15 protein-coding genes are annotated in these 26,045 nt (G+C 35.5%); 13 read left to right on the plus strand and 2 right to left on the minus strand.

Annotation, left to right across the window (positions count from 1 at the left end; all coding sequences use genetic code 11):
• The 3 genes from B6A10_RS02140 to B6A10_RS02150 all read left to right on the plus strand — a co-directional run bounded on the left by B6A10_RS02140 (position 1) and on the right by B6A10_RS02150 (position 7,124).
• Entirely contained in the window at positions 1 to 1,803 is a 1,803-nt protein-coding gene (locus B6A10_RS02140) for a prolyl oligopeptidase family serine peptidase (protein WP_238929351.1), read from the plus strand.
• A 258-nt stretch (positions 1,804 to 2,061) separates the two neighbouring features.
• Positions 2,062 to 5,682: a polysaccharide lyase family protein gene (locus tag B6A10_RS02145; protein ID WP_188219544.1), complete on the plus strand. Its 3,621-nt coding sequence runs from the start codon at positions 2,062 to 2,064 to the stop codon at positions 5,680 to 5,682.
• Positions 5,683 to 6,098: 416 nt separating this feature from the next.
• Positions 6,099 to 7,124 carry a GntR family transcriptional regulator gene (locus tag B6A10_RS02150; protein WP_188219668.1) on the plus strand — a complete coding sequence of 342 codons (1,026 nt, stop codon included), beginning with the start codon at positions 6,099 to 6,101 and terminating at the stop codon, positions 7,122 to 7,124.
• A 121-nt stretch (positions 7,125 to 7,245) separates the two neighbouring features.
• On the opposite strand, the gene B6A10_RS02155 is transcribed toward B6A10_RS02150, so the two are convergent.
• Together B6A10_RS02155 and B6A10_RS02160 are read right to left on the minus strand one after the other, a co-directional pair.
• Complete coding sequence (locus B6A10_RS02155) at positions 7,246 to 9,195, minus strand: RagB/SusD family nutrient uptake outer membrane protein (protein WP_188219545.1); 1,950 nt, start codon at positions 9,193 to 9,195, stop codon at positions 7,246 to 7,248.
• 19 nt (positions 9,196 to 9,214) lie between these two features.
• Complete coding sequence (locus B6A10_RS02160) at positions 9,215 to 12,283, minus strand: SusC/RagA family TonB-linked outer membrane protein (RefSeq protein WP_188219546.1); 3,069 nt, start codon at positions 12,281 to 12,283, stop codon at positions 9,215 to 9,217.
• A 499-nt stretch (positions 12,284 to 12,782) separates the two neighbouring features.
• Here B6A10_RS02160 and B6A10_RS02165 point away from each other — a divergent pair, with 499 nt between their 5' ends.
• The 10 genes from B6A10_RS02165 to B6A10_RS02210 all read left to right on the plus strand — a co-directional run bounded on the left by B6A10_RS02165 (position 12,783) and on the right by B6A10_RS02210 (position 25,934).
• Positions 12,783 to 14,153 (plus strand): rhamnogalacturonan acetylesterase, encoded by a 1,371-nt coding sequence (locus B6A10_RS02165; RefSeq protein WP_188219547.1) that lies wholly within the window; start codon positions 12,783 to 12,785, stop codon positions 14,151 to 14,153.
• Between the two features lie 21 nt (positions 14,154 to 14,174).
• Complete coding sequence (locus B6A10_RS02170; RefSeq protein WP_188219548.1) at positions 14,175 to 17,042, plus strand: glycoside hydrolase family 2 protein; 2,868 nt, start codon at positions 14,175 to 14,177, stop codon at positions 17,040 to 17,042.
• Between the two features lie 44 nt (positions 17,043 to 17,086).
• Positions 17,087 to 18,625, plus strand: a complete 1,539-nt coding sequence (locus B6A10_RS02175; RefSeq protein WP_188219549.1) for a rhamnogalacturonan acetylesterase — start codon at positions 17,087 to 17,089, stop codon at positions 18,623 to 18,625.
• Positions 18,626 to 18,785: 160 nt separating this feature from the next.
• Positions 18,786 to 19,754, plus strand: a complete 969-nt coding sequence (locus B6A10_RS02180) for a pectinesterase family protein (RefSeq protein WP_188219550.1) — start codon at positions 18,786 to 18,788, stop codon at positions 19,752 to 19,754.
• 154 nt (positions 19,755 to 19,908) lie between these two features.
• Positions 19,909 to 21,234 (plus strand): trigger factor, encoded by a 1,326-nt coding sequence (locus B6A10_RS02185; protein WP_188219551.1) that lies wholly within the window; start codon positions 19,909 to 19,911, stop codon positions 21,232 to 21,234.
• 194 nt (positions 21,235 to 21,428) lie between these two features.
• On the plus strand, positions 21,429 to 22,100 hold the full coding sequence (clpP, locus tag B6A10_RS02190; RefSeq protein ID WP_026712409.1) for an ATP-dependent Clp endopeptidase proteolytic subunit ClpP: 672 nt from the start codon (positions 21,429 to 21,431) through the stop codon (positions 22,098 to 22,100).
• Positions 22,101 to 22,172: 72 nt separating this feature from the next.
• A complete protein-coding gene (clpX, locus tag B6A10_RS02195; protein ID WP_188219552.1) occupies positions 22,173 to 23,405 on the plus strand; it encodes an ATP-dependent Clp protease ATP-binding subunit ClpX in 1,233 nt (410 codons plus the stop codon).
• 159 nt (positions 23,406 to 23,564) lie between these two features.
• A complete protein-coding gene (serB, locus tag B6A10_RS02200; protein WP_188219553.1) occupies positions 23,565 to 24,803 on the plus strand; it encodes a phosphoserine phosphatase SerB in 1,239 nt (412 codons plus the stop codon).
• Between the two features lie 163 nt (positions 24,804 to 24,966).
• A complete protein-coding gene (locus B6A10_RS02205) occupies positions 24,967 to 25,398 on the plus strand; it encodes a VOC family protein (RefSeq protein WP_188219554.1) in 432 nt (143 codons plus the stop codon).
• A gap of 5 nt (positions 25,399 to 25,403) precedes the next feature.
• Positions 25,404 to 25,934, plus strand: a complete 531-nt coding sequence (locus tag B6A10_RS02210; RefSeq protein WP_188219555.1) for an SRPBCC family protein — start codon at positions 25,404 to 25,406, stop codon at positions 25,932 to 25,934.
• The last annotated feature ends 111 nt before the right edge of the window (positions 25,935 to 26,045 follow it).

Consider the following 26,045-nt stretch of genomic DNA (forward strand, 5'->3'; position numbering starts at 1 on the left):
ATGATTAGAAAGAACAAAAGACTATTTTTTGGAATTGCTTTTTTGATGACTTTGTCCTTTAATTGCTTTTCACAGGAAAATGCAGCATTTGCCTTATGGGATAAAATTCCCGGAGCGGTAAAAAATGAAACTTACAAAGAAGAACCCCGTTTGGATTCAAATGGAAATCGGACTGGAATTAGAAAAGTTACAGAACCTACTTTGATGCCTTTTTTAGTTCAAAATAATGGAGTCAATAATCCGGCTGTTATTGTTTGTCCTGGCGGAGGTTATTCGGTTTTGTCCATTGACAAAGAAGGAATCAAAGTAGCAGAATGGTTCAATTCTATTGGGGTTTCAGCTTTTGTATTGAAATACCGATTACCTTCGGATGAAATTATGAAGGATAAAACCGTAGGTCCGTTGCAGGATGCACAGGAAGCTATCAGAACCTTGCGTAGAAATGCCGATAAATGGCATATTGACCCTTCGAAAATTGGAATCATGGGGTTCTCTGCCGGGGGACATTTGGCATCAACTGCCTCTACTCATTATTTAGACAAAGTGTATGACCACAAAGGAGATATCAGCGCACGACCTGATTTTTCGATGTTGATTTATCCGGTAATTTCTATGGAAAAAGGAATTACACATAATGGTTCTAAAGAAAGTCTTTTGGGCAAAACAGCTTCTGATGAATTGATTGCCAAATATTCGAATGAAAAACAAATTAACGAAAATACACCGCCGGCATTTTTAGTGCATGCTACCGATGATAGAGCGGTTCCTGTAGAAAATAGTATCAATTATTATTTGGCTTTGGAAAAAAATAAAGTGGCTGCTGAGATGCATTTGTATCAGAATGGCGGACATGGTTTTGGATTAGGTACAAAAGGAACGCATACCGATTGGCCTACTGCATTAGAACATTGGTTGGTAGCCAATAAAATTATTACTGAAAAATCGGTTTATTTATTTTCTTATTTTAAAGGAAATGGTGAAGACGGTTTGCATTTGGCGTATAGCGAAGATGGTTATAAATGGCAGTCATTAAAAAACGACCATTCATTTTTAACTCCTGAAGTAGGTAAAGATAAATTGATGCGCGATCCTTGTATCATCAAAGGTGGTGATGGTTTGTATCACATGGTTTGGACGGTAAGTTGGACAGACAAAGGAATTGGTTATGCTTCTTCCAAAGATTTAATTCATTGGTCTAAACAGGAGTTTATTCCTGTGATGGCGCACGAAAATGAGACACGAAATACCTGGGCGCCTGAAATTACTTATGATGAGGTGAGCAAAGAATACATGATTTATTGGGCAAGCACCATTCCGGGAAAATTCCCTGAAACTCAAACTACTGAAGATAGTGGGTATAATCACCGAATCTATTACACGACAACCAAAGATTTTAAAAGCTTTTCGTCTACCAAATTATTGTATGAACCCGGTTTTAATGTGATTGATGCTACTATTTTGAAAGATGCCAAAGGCTATATTATGTTTTTGAAAGACGAAACGAAATTGCCGGTTCAAAAGAATTTAAAAGTAGCTTATAGCGAAAATTTAACCGGACCTTATACAAAAGCGAGTGCGCCAATAACCGGAAATTATTGGGCTGAAGGTCCAACGGCTATCAAAATTGATGGCAAATGGACGGTGTATTTTGATAAATACCGCGATCATAAATATGGAGCCATTCAACAAAGTGGAAATGGATGGGAAGATATTTCTAATAAGATGACTTTTCCTTCCGGAATTCGTCACGGAAGTGTTTTTGAAGTACCAAAATCGGTGCTTTTACAGCTTATGAAAGAATAGGTTGTAGCTATATTTGCTAAATTGATATAGCTTGTATCTTGCTCGGCCTCAGTAAAATCAATGGTTTTGCTGAGGTCGTTTTTTTATTTTGAAGTTTTGCAGGTTACTGCAGGATAGAGGAGTTGGTTTTTTGTTATTAATTGCGATAAGATTTACAAGTGTTGTTTGTACATTAAACATATTGACTTAAAATAGAATATGTTAAAAGCGATAAATGGCATAAGTAAAATCGAAATAATTAACCAAAAACCATAAACAATGAAGAACAACTTTACTTTTGTAAAAATGAGACTTGCTTTTTTTGCTGTCTCATTTTTTTTAGTTACCCATTTCTCGAATGCCCAAACTTACAATTGGGTGGGGGGAGTAAGTACCAATTTTTACGACGTGAATAACTGGGACAATCCTGCTATTGATTTTACTAATTTAGCTTATGCTAATTTAACTATTGGAGTAGGAAATCCATACAATCCGATAAATGTTGGACATTCGGGAAATGATGTTATAGCAAAACGTCCGGGAATTTTTACCACAAATGTTGGTGCGAATATTATTGTAACAGGTACACTTTACCCGAATAATGAAACGAATTTGAATGGAATAGTTACCTTAAATGGATCAGCAAATTTAAATAGTAGAAAATTCACTTATTTGGGTAAAGCAGCTACAGGAATTTTAAATATGAATTCCGGGATTTTTAATAGCAATTATAACTTTTATATAGGTAATGGTACTGGGGGTAATGGTACTGCAAATGTTTCGGGGGGAACTCTTTATGCAAATGCTAATTTGGAAGTAGGAAACGGAACAGGAAATCCAATTGGAAATTTGAATATTACCGGAGGAACAGTAGATGTTAAGACTGCCATAAATATTGGAACGAATGGTCATGTTTTTATCAGTGGAATTGGCCAACTGATCGTAACAGGTGACAAAAAAACAGTACTTGAAAATTATGTCCTTAATGGAAAGATTAGTTGTCCTAATGGGCAATCATTAGCAGTGGTTTATAACGGAACCCGAACGACTGTAAATATATCACAGGATCCAAATAGAATGATTCAGGAATTTACCAACTATATTATTTTGAAAAATGGCAAAATTGAGGCTAAAATTCAAAAAGGAACCAGTAATATTCAATCTTTAAAAATTAACGGAGTAGAAACGCTGTTGCAAACTAATACGGCTAATCCAACACGTGTAGGGACTTACTACGATTTAACCACTTCAGCCGGATTTGAAACGGTGGGTGGTGCTGCTTTTTCAATCAAAGAAGAAACGACGGATTATATTGATGTTGCTTTTAGTCGTCCATATGCTTCGGGAGTCAATGCTACTCCGGTGGATGTTGAGATTCATTATGTGCTAAAAAAAGACGATGTAGGTTTATATACCTATTCGATTTTAAGACATAAAGCTGAATATCCTAGTTTTGATTTGGGATCCTGGAGACAGGTGATGTGGATTAATAATGCGGTTACCGACAAAATTTGTGTGACGGACTTAAAAACCTGGAATATGCCTCAGCCGGGAGATAGCTGGGAAGCGACTGCTATTGCTGAGATTATTAAAATCACTTCAGGCGCTCGTGCCGGAAAGTATGATGGAAAATATGAGTTTTCGGAGAATTTAATTGATTTAAAAGCCTATGGGCATTCTTCTGATAAAAATAATTTAGGAATTTGGGCGGTGACGGCGAATCATGAATATTTTAACGGAGGGCCAATGCACCATGATTTGAATGCGGCTGCGGGAATTATCCATGTTTGTATGAATGGGGTACATTATAATGATAAAGGTTTTGTGATTCCTCAAGGTGAAGAATGGTCAAAAATTTACGGCCCTTATTTAATGTATGCCAATCAAAAATCCACAGCAGTGGCTAACTGGGATGAAGCTAAAGCCAGAGCTGATCAGGATGCAAACGAATGGCCTTTTGCCTGGTTAACTAATACGCCGGAATATCCATTGGCTGCGGGACGAGGTAATATTACCGGAAATTTTTCGATTTCTGATCCGTTAAAATCGGAAGTAAACGGAGGTAATGCATGGATTGGAGTTACCCAATTGAGTACGGATTCAGGAGGGAACTGGCAATTTGAAGAAAAAAATTATCAATATTGGGTAAAAACCGATGCTTCAGGAAATTTTAATATCAAGAATGTACGTCCGGGAACCTATACGTTATTTGCTTATAAAGATGGAACAACGGGAGAATACCGTCAGGAAACGGTGGTTGTAACTGCAACGACTACTACCAATTTAGGTAATGTAAACTGGGAAATTCCTCGTGTAAACGGCAAAATCGTTTTTGAAGTGGGTGTGCCAAACAGAACTGCTGCCGAATATAAGTTTGGTGATTTTGATTATTGCGAAGGTTTTGTACAGGATAAATTTGCCAGTACATTTACTAATCCAATCGAATATAATGTAGAAGACAGAAACTGGAGTACGGTACTTCCTTATGTTCAATCGGGGTATTTTAAAACCGATGGAACAACTGAAAGATGGGATTGGAACATTAATTTTACTTTAACAGGGACTATTCCAGCAACCGGAAATGCAAAATTAACTATTGCTTACGCAAGTTCAGATCATGCGCAAAACTGGATTTATGTTAATGGAAGCCGTATAACTCCAAGTCTTAATTATCCGCCCAATGGAGGTGGAAATGCTTTCTTGAGACAATCCAATCATGCCAAATATGGATTAGCCACTTTTGATGTTCCTTACAGTAAATTAAAAGCAGGGAAAAATACCATTACGTTAATTATGCCTTCTACTTCTTATTGGGGGAATCATGTGATGTATGATTATATTAGCTTAGAAGGGGATTTGTCTTCTACTTTTAATGTAATAGATACCGATAAAGATGGAGTGTCTGATGATTTGGATTTATGTCCGAATACGCCAACAGGAGAAACTGTTAATGCTTCTGGTTGTTCAGATAGTCAGATAGACGATGATAATGATGGTTATTCCAAAATCAATGATTGTAATGATAATGATGATGCTGTTCACGAGCCAATTTTGTATTATGTTGATGCTGATCATGATGGATTTGGGTCAACCGAAATAGTAATGTTGTGTTCATCAGTAGCACCGGAAGGATATGCGACAAATAATACGGATTGTGACGACAATAAATTATTATATGCAGATAATGATGGTGATGGTCTTGGTGCGGGTTCGGCTGTAGCCTGTGGTGTAGAAAACAATGATGATTGTGATGATACTAATGCTATTCAGTTGACAGCTTCAATTCCTGATGTGTATGCTGTTAACAATACACAGCAGAAAAACACCATTTATGTAGGTTATGGAGTTGGGTTTTTAAATATAAAAGTGGTACCGGCAGGCGGAACAGCACCTTATTCATATGTATGGAGTACTAATCAAAGGGATCAAACCATAACAGTATCCCATGCAGGAAGTTATACCGTAATAATAACTGATGCTAAGGGCTGTCAAACTTCAGCTTCTATTGATGTTAGTGCAATAAATGTACAATGCGGAAACTCAGGAGATAAAGTTATGGTTTGTCATAATGGTCAGGAAACTTGTATCAGTTCAAGTGCAGTTCAGGCTCATTTGAATCATGGTGACAAATTAGGAAGCTGCAATAATCCAGCTAATGGTATCACTGAAAATGTTGCGGTTTTCCCTAATCCGGTTGCTACGCTTCTAACTGTTAAAGTAGATAAGGTTTATGATGGAGCAGAACTTGCACTCTATGATGTTTTATCAAGAAAAGTGAAATCAGAACCTTTGATGGATACAATGCAATTGATATCGGTGAGTAATTTATACCGAGGGATCTATTTTTTACATGTTAAAAATGGACAATATTACACAATCAAAGCTATCATTAAAGAATAACGAATTCTTTTAAAATCAAAGTACATTACCCTCAAAAAGTTAAACACTATTGGGGGTGTTTTTATGGAAAGAAAAGTTAAGTACAATTATGAAATTAAAAGAAAATATTTTTTGAAATAATCCATTAATTATTTTAAAAACCAGATTGATGAGTTTGTATTAAATCAGTCTGGTTTTTGCATTTATAGTATATTTTCGGGTAAAAATTAACGGGTTTTGTTTTATTTTTTCTTTTTTGGTTTTTTATTATAAAAATATTTATACTTTTGGTAATCGATTACATTGTTTTTGTTAGAGAATATTGTTTACTTTTATAGAGTAGCAGAAGGGTTTAAAGGAAGAGTAGCAACTAAATTTACACTGAGATGGAAAAGTTTTTGACTAAAGAAATGGTTGATGAAGGGGTTTCATTTACAATGAGTTTGAGTGAAAATTCCAGGATTCCAAAATACAAACAAATAGTAGATTCTATAATTGAGAGTATCGCTACAGGCAAATTACAAATAGATCAAAAACTACCGTCGATTAACATGCTCAGCGAAGAGTTTTATCTTTCGAGAGATACTGTTGAAAAAGCCTATAACATTTTAAAGAAGCGAAAAATAATTACGCCTATCAGAGGAAAGGGTTATTATGTTACGCGAACCAAATTGATTTCTAAAGTCAATGTACTTTTTTTAGTCAATAAGTTGAGTTCTTATAAAATGAGGATTTATAATTCCTTTATCAATACTATTGGAGGAAATTCTCAAACAGATTTACATATTTATCATTGCGACCAAACACTTTTTTTAAATCTGATTGATAAGTATTTAGGGGCTTATGATTATTATGTAATTATGCCTCATTTTAAGACGGATAATTTAACTCATTTTAGTTCAGGCGAAGGCGTTTTACAGGCTATCAAGAAGATTCCAAAAGATAAATTGGTAATCTTGGATAATAATAAAGGGATTGAAGATTCTGAAATTGAAGTTTGTCAGGATTATGAAAATGATATTTACGGTGCTTTAAAGCAGGGAATTGAAAAAATTTCAAGATATAATAAACTGATATTAATTTATCCTGAAAGTTCCGTTTATCCTTATCCAAGAAGGATTTTGAACGGTTTCAAGCGTTTTTGCGTGGATTCAGGGATGGAGTACGAGGTGTTAAGAGAGGTTTATGACGATATCGTTTTGAAAAAAGGCGATTTGTTTATCACCATTGAAGAATCGGATTTGGTGAGTTTGGTGAAACAAATTCGTGATAAGGATTTTGAATTAGGAAGGGAAATTGGTGTGATTTCGTATAATGATACCCCGTTGAAAGAATTACTTGGAATTACCGTAATCTCTACCGATTTTAAAATGATGGGAGTAACTGCCGCCAATATGATTTTGAATAAAGAATCCGGAAAGATTAAAAATCCATTCAATTTTATTGATCGAAATTCAATTTAGATTTTTTTTCAGAAGAATAAAAAAAGAAAAACCTTGTAAATCAAATCACTTACAAGGTTTTTTGTTAAAATTTAAGTGTATAAAGAGGAGGCTTTCACACAAGCCTCCTCTTTTTTAGATATTAAAAATAACCAGGATTTTGCATTTCTTCTTTTTCTGAGGCAGTTAGAGGTCTTCCGTTTTTGGTAATACCATCTAAGAATGTTTGAGGAATCGGACGAAGATTGTGGTATTCTTGGATATTAGGTTTGGCTTCTGGGTTGAATTCTCTTGCTCTTGCTATTAAAGTTTTTGTTCTGCTTAGGTCTTCCCATCTGTGGAATTCTCCGCAGAGTTCACGAGTACGTTCGTTTAGTACTAAACAAAGCATACGATCATAATCGGTTGTGTAGCCTAATTTAGTAATAACAGCTTCATCAGTAGGAGGTAAGCTGCTGATACTGGAGATATTTAGATTGGTTGCATCGGTAGTAACTGTAATGTTATTGGATTCATAGTATGAGTTTTCAGGCATAAACGAAACTCCTCTACCTCCTTGTCGAGCTGTTGCCCATGCGGCACTACCATCAGTATAGGCTGCGCGATCTTCTCCGGATTTATACGTAGCGCGATTTCTAACAATATTGATATAGCTTAAGGCATCGCTGTAAGAACCTGTGCCTAATTTTGCCAGACGGATTTTAGCTTCTGCAGCCATTAAGTAAGTTTCGGCTGAACGGGCTAATATAATGTCTCTACTACCTTTTGTAGCATTAAAATCAAGTCTGGAGCCATCCATGTATTTGCTTAAAGAAGGGAATCGTACATCTTTCATTAAGCCAAAATTATCAGCGGCATAGGCTACAAATACGCTCGGAATTGTTTTTCCGGTTTTAGGATCAATAATAGTTCCGTTGTTTCTGGTTAAAGCAAATCGAGTGTCAGTAGGACTATTCATAATATACATAATTCCTAAATCGCCATTAACATAGCCACTTCCTGCTGCGGCATTATTAACCAGACTTTTAGTTTGAAAACTTTTCCAGAAACGGGAATCATTTACTTTATCATAAATATCATAAGTAAAATAAGTTGGTGCTAAACGGCTAAACGGTCTTCCCCCTGAAGTATTACGAATCATTTGTGGTAATTGATCATAAGTAGAAATGAAATACAAATGTTGTTGGTTACCACCAGTAGTTAATGCATTGGAGTTAAAATCTGCAGACAATATCAATTCGGCTAATTTTTCGTTTGGTCCATCAGCTGCTTTGAAATCCCATAAATTAACATAGTTAGGCGCTAAAGTATGACGCGTGATTACATCGTCACATAAGGTAACTACTTGTTGTAAGTCAGCTGCTTTTGTAGTTGAATTCCATGCATCATTGATTTCGCTCGCACGTGTTAAATAGGCTTTTGCTAAATAATGAGCAGCAGCATCTTTGGTTATTTTATTTGGTCCACCTGTGTTGACTAAAAGATTGTAAGCTTGTGTGAAATCTTCGATAACTTGGTTTAGAACTTCTTCTGGTGTAGCTCTGGTGAATTCTGATTCCACGGTGTTGCCTATGGATAATTTTAAAGGTACTCCTCCATATTGTCTAACTAATTTTAAATAATTATAAGCTCTCATAAAGTAGCCTTCTCCTAAAGCAATTTTTTTGATAGCGTCATTGGTTGAATTAATAGCTGTGGCAGCTTGAATTAATTGATTGGCATTCCCAATTCCAATGTATAAATTATCCCAGTTGGTATGTGCTGCAACTGTATTGGAGTTGGAAACTGTTACAAAGGAACCAAATCCGGAAGCATACGAATTCCACAGTCCATTTGAAGGGTCTCCTCCTACGTGAAATTCATCTGTTCCTGATTGGTTGGCTGTCAGAGGGACTTCACGATTCATATCTAAAGCAAAAACCTGATAATAAGTTCCTACTGAAAAAGCTAAAATTCCTTCTTCACTATTTAAATAATCTTTACTGTAAGCGGTAGTTAGTTTTTCATCTAAAAAATCCTGACTACATGAAGTACTTAATCCTAGAGTTGCAACTAGTATTAAATTGATGTATAATGTTTTGTAATTTTTCATAATTTATTTTTTTAAATCTTTAGAATTGAACATTTAATCCTAATGTAAATCCTCTGTTAGAAAAAGTAGTTCTAGTGTCTAAGTCAACCCATTTTACTTTTGAGAAAATCATACCTGGATTGGCTGCCTGCATATACACTCTTAATCTGGATAGTCCTAGTGTTTTTACAAAATCTTCTTCGAAGTTATAACCAAGAGAAATGTTTCTAATTTTTAAGAAAGAACCGTTTTTGTAACCAAAAATAGAATTGTATATGTCACCTGTACCGGCTGAAAAGAAAGGTTTTTGGTATTCTCCATCCGTATTGTCGTCTGTGTAATAATCTAATTTTCTCTGGCTGGTTTTTCCGCTTAAGTTTTCTCCTCCCACATTGTATAAATAGCCAAAACGTCCAATAATGAAAATTGATAACTCAATATTTTTGTAATTGAAGGTGTTAGTTAAACCAGCTATGTATTTAGGTTCAGTACTTCCTAAGACTTTACGGTCATCATTTGGTGATATTTTGTAATCACCATTTTGGTCTACTGGTCTGGCATTTCCAAAAGTGAAAATAGGATTTCCTGCCGGATCTTTAAATTTTGCCATTTCTTCAGCATCCTCTGGTCTCCAAACCCCATTATATTCAAATCCATAGATTACTCCTTGAGTTTGTCCTATGAATAAGGTGTTGTTGATGTCGTCAAATTTACCGTTTTGTAACTCAACTATTGTGCTTTTCTGGTAAGAGGCACTTAAGTTAGAACTCCATTCAAAGTCGGCTGTTTTTACATTTGTTGTGTTTAATGTTAATTCAATACCGTTTCCTTTTGTTTTACCCACATTTTGGAGTGTTGTGAGGTAACCTGTAACAGATGGGATGCTTCTTTCAAATAATAAATCATTTGTTTTTGAAGTATAATATTCTAAACTTCCTGATACTCTATTATTGAATAATCCAAAATCAACACCATAGTTGTATTGAGTTGTTTTTTCCCACCCTAAGCCAAAGTTTCCTAATTTTTGATTGTTTAAAACTCCAGATGATGTTGAATAAAGTACTTGTGTTAATGGAGGTTGAGTGTCGTATGGGTCAACCGCTGCATTACCAGTAACACCATAACCGGCTCTTAATTTTAAGGCATTGAGCCATGAAATATCCTGAAGGAAATTTTCTTTGTCAATACGCCATGCCAGAGAGGCACTTGGAAAATAATCGCCTCTGTTAATTTTTGCTAATTGTGAAGCGGCATCATAACGTAGAGATGCAGTTACTAAATATTTATCATCAAATCCATAGGTAAGCCTACCCATATAGGAGAATAATCCTTTTTCAGCGAAATCTGATGAATAATTATTTAGTGTAACATTTTGTGGAGTAAGTGCATTCCATTTATTTTCCGGATTTTTGATGTTTTCTGCTGACATAGTACTTACCTCATAAGTATATTGAGTTTGACTTTGTAATAAAGTGGCTCCAAAATCGTGTTTGCCAATTGTTTTGTTGTATAAAATCAAGTTATCCAATGTGTAAGAAATAACCTGGTTTTTTTCTAATGAAGCAAAACTGGTTCCTGATCGAGCAGAGGATTGACCATTTAGGAATACTCCGTTTCGGTAAGAAGTGATGTCAGGACCAAAATTTACTCTGTATTTTAATCCGTCTAATTTTTTTGAAAATCCTCCAAAATCGAGTTGAGCATAGAAACTACCAAATATTTTAAGTGTTAATCTTTGATCCTGAGAGTATTTATATTCTTGATAGACATTTCTAATAGTAGAATCTCCTCCCGGGTTTTGAATTCTGTTTCCGTCGGCATCAAGAGGTACTGCGTAAGGTAAATTTTGTCTGGCTGTGATGTAAATTCCATCAGAACTCGCTACTGCTGATCTTCCGACATTAGATAATCCATATTCATTTAAGCCATAACTAGTGTTAATATTAGCTCCCATTGAGAACCACTCGGTAGGAGTGATATCAACATTAGCAATACCGTTGTAACGTCGGTAGCTTTGACCTTTTAAGGTTCCGGTATTGTCCAGATATCCAAAAGAACCATAAGCTTTCATTTTTTCAGTACCACCGCTAACACTTAAAGTGTGTTGTTGTGTAACTCCGGTTTGAGTAACATATTTAGTCCAATCGGTAGTGCTTACTTTAGAACCATCCCAAGTTCCTCCTGCCCATCCTTTTTCTATGTTAGCCCAGGCTGAAGGATCAGCTGTTGCTAAAAAGATATCTTTGTCATTAGCTATAGTTGGTGCATTTCCAGGAGCAAATGCTGATGGGTTTGAGTAATATCTGGCCCAACGACGTAATTCTATATATTCACCGGCATTCATTAATGGGGCGAATTCATGAATTTTTTCAGTGCTTACAGCTGTGTCGTAGTTTAAGGTGAATTTTCCATTTTTCCCTTTTTTGGTAGAAACGATAATAACCCCATTAGCTCCGCGAGAACCATAAATAGCTGTAGCTGAGGCGTCTTTTAATACATCGATAGATTCGATATCATTTGGGTTTATGAAATCAATTCCTCCTGAGTTCAATGGTATTCCGTCTACTACGTATAGAGGTGAGTTAGAAGCAGTAATAGAACGTGATCCACGTATATTGATGTTTCCAACAGTTCCGGGACGTTCGTTAGAGCTAATGTCAACCCCGGCGGCTTTTCCCTGCATGGCCTGAACCGCATTTTGTACCGGTCTCGAGGCTATTTCTTCTGCTCCAACACTTACGACAGATCCTGTTAAGTCCTTTTTCTTTCTGGTTCCGTAACCTACTACTACAACTTCTTCCAGTTTTGCACCTTCTTCTTCTAATTTAATATTAATGGTTTTTTGGTTTCCTACTTTTATTTCGATTGATTTCATCCCGATAAATGAAGCTACGAGGATGTCTTCAGGTTTTGCTTTGATGGCAAATTTTCCATCAAAATCAGTTTGGACACCGTTAGTGCTGTTTTTGATTAATACATTGGCTCCGGGAATTGGCATGCCAGTATTGTCTTTGATGGTTCCTGTAATGGTATTGGTTTGTGCAAAAGTGTACATCCCGCTGAGTAGGATGCTGCATAAAACCAGATACTTTAAAAATAAATGTTTCATAAAAAATGGTTTTGGTTAATTAATTGGTTTAGTTGTGAAATGTGTTTGTGTTAATTTTTTTGGTTGTTTTTTTTGAAGTGCATAAAAATTGATTCTTTTTTTTGTTGATACTAAAATATAGTTAACTTTTTTTTAACGTATCCTGTATTCTGTAATTTTTCTTTTTTTTCTCGATATAAATTGTTTTTTCAATTATTTTTATTTAATTATTTGATTATTAGATTTTTGTGTTTTTGTTTGAAACTTTTTTACTTTTTATTTATATATGTTAGTAGGAAAAAACTAGTAGGTTTTCTGATGGATATTTAGGCTGGTTTGTTAAAAATATGTTATAGTTAATGTTGTGTGGTTCTTATTTTGAGACTTAATATAAGAACCAGTTTTATCTGGATTTTTGTTAAAAAAGCCTAATTAATGATGGTAGTGCATAACAGTACAGGATACTAAATTTCAATAAAAATCATAGTTTAGTCCGCATTTTTAATTTTAGAGCTCATTTATGACTACAAAAAACAAGTATCTGCTGTTTTTGAACTTTTTAATAGTTTTTTCTTTTACTGCGAGACTATCTGCTTCGGGGCATGAATCGGTGATTTATGAAGGAAATACAACTGATTCTAAAACAGTAATTTCCGAAAAAAAGAAAACTTTTTTCTTTGGTACTAAAACCAAAAAGAAGAAAAAAGGGATTCGCGTTACACAGGCTTTGGTATTTAATTCTAAAACAACTTATGGTTTCGATTTTGATACAGAAAGTAATGTGAAATTGGATTCGAATTCTTTTGTAGTTAATAAACCTACTTATTTTTCGGTGCAACTTCCTGAGGGAAATTATCAGGTTTCGGTAACTTTTGGAAGTAAAGAAAAAAATACAAATACCACTATTAAAGCCGAATCCCGAAGACTGTTTGTCAATCAGCTTTTGCTAAAAAAAGGGGAAACACTTACCAAAACCTTTACTGTTAATGTCCGCACTCCTAAGATAGACGCTGATTCGGAAATCAAATTAAAAGAGCGTGATTTAGGTCAGCTCAATTGGGATGATAAATTGACTTTGGAATTTTTAGGTTCTACAGCTATTCAGAGTATTGAAATCACTCCAATTGATTTTAAAACAATTTATTTGGCGGGAGATTCAACAGTTACCGATCAGGATTTAGAGCCTTGGGCTTCCTGGGGGCAGTTTATAACTAATTATTTGGATGAAAATGTAGCCGTAGCCAATTATGCGGTTTCGGGAGGGACATTGCGTTCGTTCAAAGCGGCTTTACGATTGAAAAAAGTCTTATCTGTAATTAAACCAGGAGATTATTTAATTGTAGAATATGCCCATAATGATGAGAAAGAAAAAGGAGAAGGAGTTGGTCCTTGGGAATCGTATTCGGCTTCATTGCACGAATTTGTGCAGGCTGCCAGAGAAAAAGGGGCATTCCCAATTTTAATCACACCGGTGCAAAGGCGGGCTTTTAATGAAGACGGAACGTTGAAACCTACCCATGGTGATTATCCTGATGCCATGCGAAAAGTAGCTCAGGAACTCAATGTCCCATTGGTAGACCTTACAAAACTAACCACTACTTTGTATGAAAGTTGGGGAGGTGAACCTTCGCGAAAAGCTTTTGTACAATATCCGGCGAATACTTTTCCGGGACAAAAAGAAAAATTAGAAGACAATACGCATTTTAATTCTTTTGGAGCAAATGAAATTGCACTTTGCGTACTCAAAGGACTTCATGATTTGAATAGTCCATTGGTACAATTTATTAAAAAAGATACGCCTCTGTATAATCCGAATCATCCAAATGCTTTTGCCAACTGGACCTTGCCAATGAGCAATCGTTTTGAAATTGTAAAACCGGACGGAAATTAATTCTTAAATAATCAAAAAAATATGTTTTTTAAAAAATCAATACCTGCGGCTTTTGCTTTGTGTTTCCCTTTTTTGTGCGGAATAAATGGAATGGCGCAAGAAACTAAAAAAGTTCTTCTCTCCGGAAAAGATTTTGAACATCCCGTTCAATGGGATTTTATGGTTACTGGAGGGAACAACAGTAAACAATGGTCCAAAATCAATGTGCCTTCTAACTGGGAATTACAAGGTTTTGGCGAATATACCTATGGACGCTGGTACAAAGAATTGAACCAAAAAGAGCCAAGCAAAGAAGAAGGTTTTTACAAACACGAATTTAAGATAGATGCTGCCGATAAAGGCAAAACGATTTATATTGTTTTTGGGGCTGCCATGACCGATACGGAAGTTAAAATCAACGGAAAATCGGCAGGGCCAATCCATCAGGGAGGTTTTTACGAATTCAAATATGATATTTCATCTTTGTTGAATTATGGTGGTACAAATGTTTTGGAGGCACATGTTTCGAAACATTCAGCTAATAATTCGGTAAATGCTGCCGAAAGAAAAGCCGATTGGTGGCTTTTTGGCGGAATTTATCGTCCGGTATGGTTGGAAATTTTACCATCAGAAAATATCGCTCATATCGCGGTTGATGCCAAAATGGATGGTACCTTGAATGCGGTTCTGGATTTACAGAATATTTCACAAAGAGGTACTATCGTTGCTTCGATTACTGCTGATGGAAGCGATAAAGTTCTTGGGAGACAGTCTTTTGATGTTAATGCCAAAGAACAGAAAAAGAATATAAGTACTCAGTTTTCAAATGTTAAACCTTGGAGTCCGGAGTCGCCTAATTTGTATCATTTAAAAGTAGAATTGGTACAAAATGGAAAAACTATTCATAGTGTAACAGAACGCATAGGTTTCAGAACTTTGGAGTTTATCAAAAAAGACGGAATTTATGTCAATGGTAAAAAGATTATCATGAAAGGAATCAACCGTCATGAAATCTGGCCGGAATCTGGAAGAAGTACCAGCAAGCGTTTGAGTATCATGGATGTGAATTTGCTAAAAGATATGAATATGAATGCGGTTCGTGGTCATTATCCGGCTGATAGTCATTTTCTGCAAGTTTGCGATTCCTTAGGGATTTTTGTGTTGGATGAATTAGCCGGTTGGCAAAATTCCTATGATACAGAGACAGGAACTAAATTGGTAAAAGAAATGGTGACACGCGATGTGAATCATCCGTCGGTTATTATTTGGGATAACGGTAACGAAGGTGGTTGGAATTATAAAGTGGATGGGGTTTTTAGAGACTTAGATCCGCAAAAACGTATTGTGATTCATCCATGGTCTGATTTTGACGGTTGGGATGCACATCACTACCCGGCTTATCAAACCGGAATTCACCGATTTGTAAAGGGAGAAAATGTTTTCTTTCCAACAGAATTCATGCATGCTACTTATGATAACGGAGGAGGTGCCGGATTGGAAGATTTTTGGAATCATTTTAAAGAAAGTCCTTTGTTTGCGGGAGGTTTTATCTGGGTTTTTTGTGATGAAGCCGTAAAAAGAGTCGATTGGACGGGAAAAGAACAATTTGATTCCAAAGGTTCTTTGGCTGCCGATGGCGTTCTAGGACCTCACCGTGAAAAAGAAGGAAGCTTTTTTGCCATAAAAGAAATTTGGGCGCCTATTCAATTTGCTCCTGTAAGTATTACTTCAAAATTTGACGGCACATTTTTTATTTCAAATGATTATATCTATACCAATTTAAATAGTTGTGCTCTGGATTACAAAGTGATTAAAGGAGACAAAAATGCTTTTTATGGAAATAATACAATTTCAGTTTTGGATAAAGGAAAAATTGAAATCCCAAGTATTGAACCGGGAGAAACTTCAAAAATTAAAATTCCTGTTGCAGCTAACTTTTTTGAAGGAGACTGGATTGAAATTACGGCTCATGACCAATATGGAAGAGAAATTTATACCTGGTCCTGGCCGATTCATAAAGGAGAATATTTTGCAGAGAAATTTTTGTTGAAAAAAGAATCAAAAGCAAAAGTTTCCATAAAAGACGAAGCAGCTTCAGTTTCTTTAATCAGTAAAGAAGTACAGCTTTCATTAGATAAAAAGACAGGAAAAATCATCTCTGTTAAAAACAAAAACGGAGTTGTGCCATTAACCAATGGGCCTACTCCAATTGGTATGAAAGCCGAGGTTAAGGATGTGCAATCAGCTATAGAAAATGGGGCTGCTGTTTGTACGGTGAATTATGTGGGTGGTATCAAAAAAATCAAGTGGACACTTACAGCCGATGGTCGTCTAAAAATGGAAATGTTGGCACTTAAGGACGCCGGAGCTAATAATGGTTTTGATGGAGCATTTGTACAGGATAAAGTAGATGCTTTTGGTATTACTTTTGATTTTCCTGAAGAAGGAGTGGAAAGTATCAAATGGCTGGGGAATGGCCCTTATCACGTTTGGAAAAACAGAATTAAAGGAACTACAACCGGAATTTGGGAAAAAGAATACAATCAGACGATTCCGGGAGAAAGTTTTGAGAATATGATTTTACCGGAATTTAAAGGCTATCACGCTAATTTGTATGCGGCTTCTTTAAAAGCCAAAGGGAATAACAGTTTCAAAATGTTTTCGGCTTCCGAAAAAGTGTTTTTAAGATTGTTTACACCTGATTTGCCTAAAAATGCATTTGAAGGATCTTATCCACAACCGGCTTTTCCGGAAGGAAATATTTCGTTTATGTATGAAATTCCGGCCATGCGTTCGTTTAAGCCTATCGAGCATCATGGGCCACACAGTCAGCCGGCAAGTATCCGAATTAAGAGTGGCGATGAGGGAATTCAAATGAATATTTGGTTTGATTTCAGAGCTGAAAAATAGTGGGGCAATCAAAAATAACAATAGCAACAATAAATATTAGAAAAATGAGAATGACCAAATTAATGCTTTTGGCTTTTTTAGCACTTTTTTTAGTGCAATTTCAGACAAATGCACAACAAAAAATTACAATTTATACCGTAGGTGATTCCACAGTTAAAAATGGGCGTGGTGATGGTACAGGAGGCCTTTGGGGCTGGGGCGATTATATTGGGCAGTTTTTAGATTCTACTAAGGTGAGAATTGAAAACCATGCTTTGGGAGGAACAAGTACCAGAACCTATCAAAATTTGGGATTATGGGATGCCGTATACAAAAAATTAAAAAAAGGAGATTATGTACTCATTCAATGGGGGCATAATGATGATGGACCTTTAAATGATACGATCAGAGCCAGAGGTACTATCAAAGGAATTTCAGGTAAGTCGGAGAAAATTGTAAATATGATTACCAAAAAAGAAGAGGTGGTGCATACTTATGGTTGGTACTTGCGAAAAGTGGTGAAAGAAGCCAAAGAAAAAGGCGCCATTCCAATCGTGATGTCTCCAATTCCAAGAAATAAATGGAAAGATGGAAAACTGCCAAGAAACAATACTTCTTATGGATTGTGGGCAAAACAAATTGCCGATCAGGAAAAAGTGACCTTCATTGATTTGAACGACAGAATGGCTTCTAAATTGGAGAAATTTGGAGAGGCTAATGTTACTGGAACTTATTTTTATAAAAAAGATCATACCCATCCGTCGGCCAAAGGAGCAGTTTTGGCAGCCTCTTCCATCATTGACGGATTAAAGGTTTCTAACAATTCTTTGAAAAATTATATCCTGGAAAATCCTGTAATTAAATTGCCTAGAAAAATTAATGTGTTCTTAATTGGTGATTCAACAATGGCTAATAATAACAATGAAAATGCAGTAGGTTGGGGAACTATGGTGCCTCGCTATTTTGATACAACCCGTGTGGAAATTATCAATAAAGCCAGAGGAGGAAGAAGCAGCCGTACTTTTGATTACGAAGGGCTTTGGGATAAAACTAAAAGCGAAATTGTTCCCGGAGATTTTGTAATTATTCAATTTGGGCATAACGATGCCGGTAAAATTGACAGCGAAAAATTCAGAGGTTCTATTAACGGAATTGGTGACGAAACCCGAGTTGTAAATCGTGCCGACAGTATTATGGAAACGGTGCATACTTTTGGATGGTATATGAAAAAATACATTCGTGAAGCCAGAGAAAAAGGAGCGACTCCAATTGTGATGAGCCTAACACCAAGAAACGAATGGCCAAATGGAAAAGTAGAACAAAGAAAAACAACTTACGTAAAATGGGCTCAGGAAGTGGCTGCCGAAGAAAAAGCAGATTATATCGATTTGAGTGATAAAGTGGCTCAAAAATATGAGGCCTTAGGGCAGGAAAAAGTAGCAGCATTTTTCCCGAAAGATCATACGCATACCGGAAGGGCTGGAGCAAATGCAGTTGCCGAAACTGCTGCCGAAGAGTTAAGAAATCTTAAAGGAAGTAAAATTCGGGATTTGGTTTTAGGTAAAAAGGAAATTGATAGTTTGCCTCCGCTTGAGTTGAAATAAACATCATTTTGTATAAAAAAAGTCGAGATGTTACAATGTAATGTTTCGACTTTTTTATATAATTAAGTCTTTATGTGTATTGTAATCGATTACTAAAAACCGGTTTTTTTCTGTATTTTTGAGGGTTATTAGTGTTTAATTTACAATTTTAAATCGGGTTATGAAGAAAATTTTAGTGGGATTGTGTTTGGTGTTTTTGAATTCAATTTGTGCTCAAAACCAATTAAAAATAACGGTCGCTCAGGATGGAAACGGAGATTTTAAAACCATTGGTGAGGCCATTGAAGCGGCAAATACGGATACTCAAGCTGTTTTAATTTTTATTGAAAACGGAATTTATAAAGAGAAATTAGTGATTCCGTCTTCAAAAAAAGGATTGCAATTGAAAGGAGAAAGTAAAGAAAAAACCATTATTACGAATGATGATTATTCCGGAAAACCCAATCCGAATTCTAAACGAAATTTTGGAACTTCCGATTCCTATACTCTTTTAGTTCGAGCCGATGATGTTAAAATTTCGAATATAACTATCCAAAATTCCTCCTGCGATCAAGGGCAGGCTGTTTCTTTATGTGCCAAAGGAAATCGTTTTATAATTAAAAATTCCAAAATTTTAGGTTGTCAGGATACTTTGTTGACCGATGGAGACGGTTATTATCAATATTATGAAAATTGTTATATCGAAGGAACGACTGATTTTATTTTTGGTTCGGCAGTAGCTGTTTTTGAAAACTGTGTGATTAATTCTACGAAAGATTCGTATATCACAGCGGCTTCTACTCCTGAAAATTTGGAGTTTGGTTATGTATTTATGAATTGCAAATTGACTGCGGATGCTGCTGTGACGAAAGTTTTCTTAGGTCGTCCGTGGCGACCTTATGCGAAAACGGTTTTTATGAATTGTAATTTAGGAAAGCATATTTTACCGGAAGGCTGGAATCCCTGGAAAGACGAGCGTTTTCCGGATAAAACGAAAACTGCTTTTTATGCCGAATATAACAATAAAGGAAAAGGGGCGAAAGTCAATAAAAGAGTCTCTTGGTCGCACCAGTTAACTAAAGCAGCAGCAGCAAAATATACTTTGAAAAATATTTTTTCGAAGGATGATTTTTGGAAAGAAATTCAGTAAACCAGAATGTTTTTAAAACCATTTTGTAAGTTGATTTTTCCGTAAATAACACTCTTGTTTTCAATACCGAAGGTTCCGTATTAAAAAGCTTGGTGAACTTGTAAAAATTTTATAAGTTTGCCGTCCAATTTTATTACGTAAATTAAAGAAGAAGATGGATATTAAAAGAGTAGCGATAGATGCTGTAAATGAAACAATTGTAATGACAGTTGTTCACATGGATTACAAAGGTCAGGTAGCCAAAAGACTTAACGAAAAAATGCCATTGGCGCAAGTAAAAGGTTTTAGAAAAGGACAAGTGCCAAAAGACCTTGTTGAAAAACAATACGGAAAAGGGATTAAGAAAGAAGAAGTTAAGAAAGTAGTTGACTTAGCTTTAGAGCGTTATATCCAATCAGAAAGACTGAACCTTTTAGGTACTCCACTTCTTAAAGAAAATGAAAATTTAGACTGGGACGCTGAAGAATTAGTATTCGAATATGAAATTGGTTTAGTGCCAAACTTCGAATTAGACTTAGATGCTAAAAATGATATCGTAAAATATGTAGTTACTGCTGATGATAAATTAATCGACGGACAAGTAGAACGTATCCAAAAACAATTTGGTAATGCAATTCCACAGGAAGCTGTTGTTGAAGGTGCTGATTTAAAAGGAATTTTTACTAATGAAGCAGAAGGAATTGGAAATACAACAACTATTTCATTATCAGTTTTCAAAGATAAAGCTACTGCTGATAAATTCATTGGTAAAAAAGTAGGTGATGTTGTGACCGTAAACACAAAAGATTTATTTGAAGATGATCACCAATTAATGGATTACTTAAAAGTAAGTCATGATGTGGTTCATACTTTAGCAGTTGATGTAGATTTTACTATCGAAGCAATCACAGTGTCTGAACCAGCTGAATTAAACCAAGAGTTATTTGATAAATTATTTGGAGAAGGAAAAGTAGCTTCTTTAGACGAATTGAAAGCTAAAATCAAAGAAGATGCTGAGTCTCAATTTGCGCAACAAGCGGATCAAAAACTATTAGGAGATGTGACTGAGTTCTTAATCGAAAACACAAAATTCGATTTGCCGGCTGAATTCTTGAAAAAATGGTTGCAAACTGTAGGTGAGAAAAAATTAACTGCTGAAGAAGCTGAGGTAGAATACGCTCGTTCTGAAAAAGGATTGCGTTTTCAATTAATCGAAGGAAAAGCTTTAGCTCAAAATGATATCAAAATCACTTTTGAAGATTTAAAAGCGTTCACAGCTAAAAATATCAGAATTCAAATGGCTCAATTTGGTCAAACAAATCCAACTGACGAAGAAGTAGATGGAATTGTTGCCAGAGTTTTATCTAACCAAGATGAAGTGAAAAGACTTTCTGATCAGGTAGTTGCTGAAAAATTATTGGAATTATTCAAAGAAAAAGCAAATCCAACTACTAAAGAAGTAACATACGAAGAATTTATTGCTGCTTCTTACGGAGAATAAATAATTTCTGGAATAGCTATAGGTATTAGCCAATAGTTAAAAAAATAGTTATATTTGAGCGTCAGAAGTTTCTTTTGACGCTCTTTGTTTTTTAATGTTTGGGTCTGAAATAAGACAGAATGGCATTGTTTACAAAGAGGTACAACCTTTGATAAAAATAATAAATCAGGTATAACTCATAACTTAAAGAAAATATGAACTACGGTAAGGAATTTAAAAAATTTGCTACTAAGCACCAGGGAGTAAACGCGATGTATTACGATAAAATCGTAAATGCTATGACGCCAACAAATATGACTCCTTATATCATTGAAGAACGTCAGTTAAATATTTCGCAATTGGATGTTTTTTCCAGATTGATGATGGACAGAATTATCTTCTTAGGAACAGGAATTGATGATCAGATTGCAAATATTGTTCAGGCGCAATTATTATTCTTAGAAAGTGCTGATGCTTCTAAGGATATTCAAATTTATTTGAATTCACCGGGAGGAAGTGTATATGCCGGATTAGGAATTTATGATACGATGCAATACATTAAACCGGATGTAGCTACTATCTGTACAGGTATGGCAGCTTCAATGGGAGCGGTTTTATTATGTGCAGGTGCGGCAGGAAAACGTTCGGCTTTACCACATTCAAGAGTAATGATTCATCAGCCTTCAGGAGGCGCTCAGGGGGTTGCTTCGGATATGGAAATCAACCTACGTGAAATGTTGAAACTGAAAGATGAGTTGTATAGAATTATTTCACATCATTCAGGACAAGAATTTGATAAAGTATATGCTGATAGTGAGCGTGATTACTGGATGATAGCTGAAGAAGCTAAACAGTACGGAATGATTGATGAAGTTTTAATAAGATAATTTAGCTGGAAGCTGGAAGATGGGAGTACTCCTAACTTCTGACTCCTAGCTTCCATCTTCTAACTATAAAAAATGGCAAAAGAAGTATTAGAGTGTTCGTTTTGTGGAAGGAAAAAGCCGGAAACCAATTTGTTGATTGCCGGAATTAATGCGCACATTTGCGACAGATGTATCGAACAGGCTCACGGAATTGTTCTGGAAGAATTGAAATCGAGCGGGAGTTCAAAATTAATTGGTGATTTGATTTTGCAAAAGCCAAAAGAAATCAGAGCTTTTTTGGATGAATATGTAATCGGGCAAGACCAGACTAAAAAAGTAATGTCGGTGGCGGTGTACAATCACTACAAACGTTTGATGCAACAGCAATTAGACGATGAAGTGGAGATTGAAAAAAGTAACATCATCATGGTGGGACAAACCGGAACCGGAAAAACATTGGTAGCTAAAACCATTGCTAAAATGTTAGATGTCCCTTTGGCTATCGTAGATGCTACCGTTTTAACTGAAGCAGGTTATGTTGGGGAAGATGTAGAGACTATTTTAACACGTTTGTTGCAGGCCGCTGATTATGATGTGGCTAAAGCGGAACGTGGAATTGTATTCATTGACGAAATAGATAAAATTGCACGTAAAAGCGATAATCCATCTATAACTCGTGATGTTTCCGGGGAAGGAGTGCAACAGGCTTTGTTGAAATTATTAGAAGGAACGGTTGTAAATGTGCCGCCTAAAGGAGGTCGTAAACACCCGGATCAAAAATTTGTAGAAGTAAATACACAAAACATTCTGTTCATAGCAGGAGGAGCTTTTGATGGAATCGAAAGAATTATATCCAAACGATTGAATCGTCAGGCAGTAGGTTATTCGACTTCTAAAAATGAAGATAATATCGATAAGGAAAATTTGTTGCAATATATTATCCCGAAAGACATCAAAGATTTTGGATTGATTCCGGAAATCATTGGTCGTTTGCCGGTGTTAACGCACATGGATCCTTTGGACAGAGAAACTTTAAAATCGATTTTGACAGAGCCTAAAAACGCTTTGATCAAACAATATGCGAAATTGTTTTTGATGGATGAAGTTGAATTTAGTATTTCAAATGATGCTTTGGACTTTATTGTTGATAAAGCATTGGAATATAAATTAGGAGCCCGTGGATTGCGTTCACTTTGTGAGGCTATTTTAACCGATGCGATGTATGAATTACCAAGTACGGATGAAACAACTTTGGAAATTGACTTAGATTATGCTAAGGAAGCTTTGAATAAAAACTTATTAAAAAGATTGGAGATTGCTTCTTAAATTTTAAGACAATTAAAATAATTAAGCCCGACAGTTTTTTTAAAACTGTCGGGCTTTTTAATAGGTGTCATTTTATTAACGTAAAAATCAATAAATCTGCTTTTTTTTAAACAATATATTGTCGATTTTTGTCGCTTCTAAAATCAATATAGATTAAAAATGGCAATTGAGGATAAAGAGATTATTTTATTAAAAGTTTCTGGTCAGGATAAACCAGGGGTAACAGCTGGTTTAACATCAGTTTTGGCGATGTATAATGCCGTTATTTTAGATATAGGTCAGGCAGATATTCATGATACACTTTCGTTGGGAATTTTGTTCGAAATTGAAGCTGGTTCTTCATCAGCTCCGGTTTTGAAAGATTTGTTGTTTAAAGCGTACGAATTAGGAATTAAGGTAAAATTTATTCCTATTACGATAGATGATTACGAAAAATGGGTAAAAGCGCAGTCTAAACAACGTTATATTATCAATATTTTAGGAGAGACATTGGCTGCGGGACAATTGGCTGCGGTGACTAAAATCATGTCGGATCAAAACCTGAATATTGATTCCATCAAAAGATTAACGGGAAGAACTTCGATTGTAGAAACAGAAATTTATCCACGTTCCTGTGTCCAATTGTCAGTTTCGGGAGATATTGTGGATAAAACGGCTATGACAGCCAGTTTTATGGAAATTTCCAGAACTTTAGATGTGGATATTTCATTCCAGGAAGATAATATTTACCGAAGAAACCGCCGTTTGGTGTGTTTCGATATGGATTCTACTTTGATTCAAACGGAAGTAATTGACGAATTGGCCGAATTAGCGGGAGTAGGAGAACAGGTAAGAGCTATTACCGAATCGGCAATGAATGGTGAGATTGATTTTAGCGAAAGCTTTAAAAAACGTATGGCTTTATTGGAAGGTTTGAGCGAAGAAGTTTTGCATAACGTAGCAATCAATTTGCCAATTACCAAAGGAGCTCATCGTTTGATGAAAGCCTTGAAATACTACGGTTACAAAACAGCTATTTTGTCTGGAGGATTTACGTATTTTGGACATTATTTGCAAAAAGAATTAGGGATCGATTATGTTCATGCCAATGAATTGGAAATCAAAGACGGCAAACTAACCGGTAATTATGTGGGGGAAATTGTAGATGGTAAAAAGAAAGCTGAATATTTGAAAGCTATTGCCGAAAAAGAAGGAATTCACATTAACCAAACGATTGCGGTGGGTGATGGTGCAAACGATTTGCCAATGATTAATTTAGCCGGATTAGGAATCGCTTTTCACGCTAAACCTACGGTAAAAGAAAGTGCTGCGACTTCTATTTCGAGTTTAGGATTAGACGGAGTGTTGTATTTATTAGGTTATCACGATCGTCATATTGACATGATGGACGAAATATAAAAAGCAAAAAAATAATTTTTAAAATGACCTTAGTTCTGATTTTGAACTAAGGTTTTTTTATGGAATAAAGAAAAAATTAATGCGGACTTAAAATTGGGTTTTAAATAAGTTGTACTTTTATAGGTGTGAACAAAAAAGATTATCAATTAAAAAGCATCAAATTATGGCAACAATTAATCCGTATTTAATTTTTAATGGCAATTGCGAAGCAGCATTTTTATTTTATCAGTCTGTTTTTGGCGGAGAGATTCCTTATATGGGGAAATTTAATGAAATGTCGGCGGGAGATGGTTCGGGAAATTTGTCAGAAGAAGATGCTAATCGAATTATGCACGTTTGTTTACCTATTGGCGATGTGATGTTAATGGGTAGTGACAGTAATTCGACTAGTGGTGATGTTGTTTTTGGGAACAATTTTTCGGTTTCTGTCAATGTCGAAAGTAAAGAGGAAGCCGATCGAATTTTTAACGGTCTATCGGCCGGAGGCAATGCTTATATGCCGATGAATGATACTTTTTGGGGTGCTTATTTTGGGATGTTTACCGATAAATTCGGAATCAACTGGATGGTGAATTTTGATAAAAACGCAAAGTAATAAGGATGAAAATAGTAAAGAAAATTATAGCTGTTTTTTTAGCTCTGATAGTGTTACTTCTGGTAGTGGCTTTGTTTATTCCAAAAGATTATACCGTTTCTGTTTCAACAACAATCAATGCTCCAAAAGGAAAAGTTTTTGATTATGTGAAATTGATTAAAAATCAGGAAAAATACAGTGTTTGGGTGATGCAGGATCCAAATGTTGGAATGAATTATGAGGGGACTGACGGAACGGTGGGCTTTAAAGCTTCCTGGAATAGCAAAGACGATAATGTAGGCGAAGGTTCACAGCAAATTGCAAAAATTACTGATGACAGGATTGATGTTGATTTGCATTTTGTCAGACCTATGGAGGGAGAAGCTAAAGCAGCTACTTTTGTCGAGGCTGTTTCAGGAAACCAAACGAAAGTGACCAATGAATTCTATGGGCATTCCGATTATCCAATGAATTTAATGTCGTTGATAGGGAAGAAATTTATCACCGATGCACAAACTCAAAATCTCGCTAATTTGAAGAAGATTTTGGAAAAATAATAAGTTTTTTAAGCCACGAATTCGCGAATAAAAGGTAAAAAAAACTATCCTTTTGCAATGTCACTAATATTTTAAAATTATTTTTCTTAGTGGAATTTTGATATATTAGTG

The sequence above is a fragment of the Flavobacterium pokkalii genome (assembly GCF_014596575.1).
In the GTDB taxonomy this organism is placed as follows: domain Bacteria; phylum Bacteroidota; class Bacteroidia; order Flavobacteriales; family Flavobacteriaceae; genus Flavobacterium; species Flavobacterium pokkalii.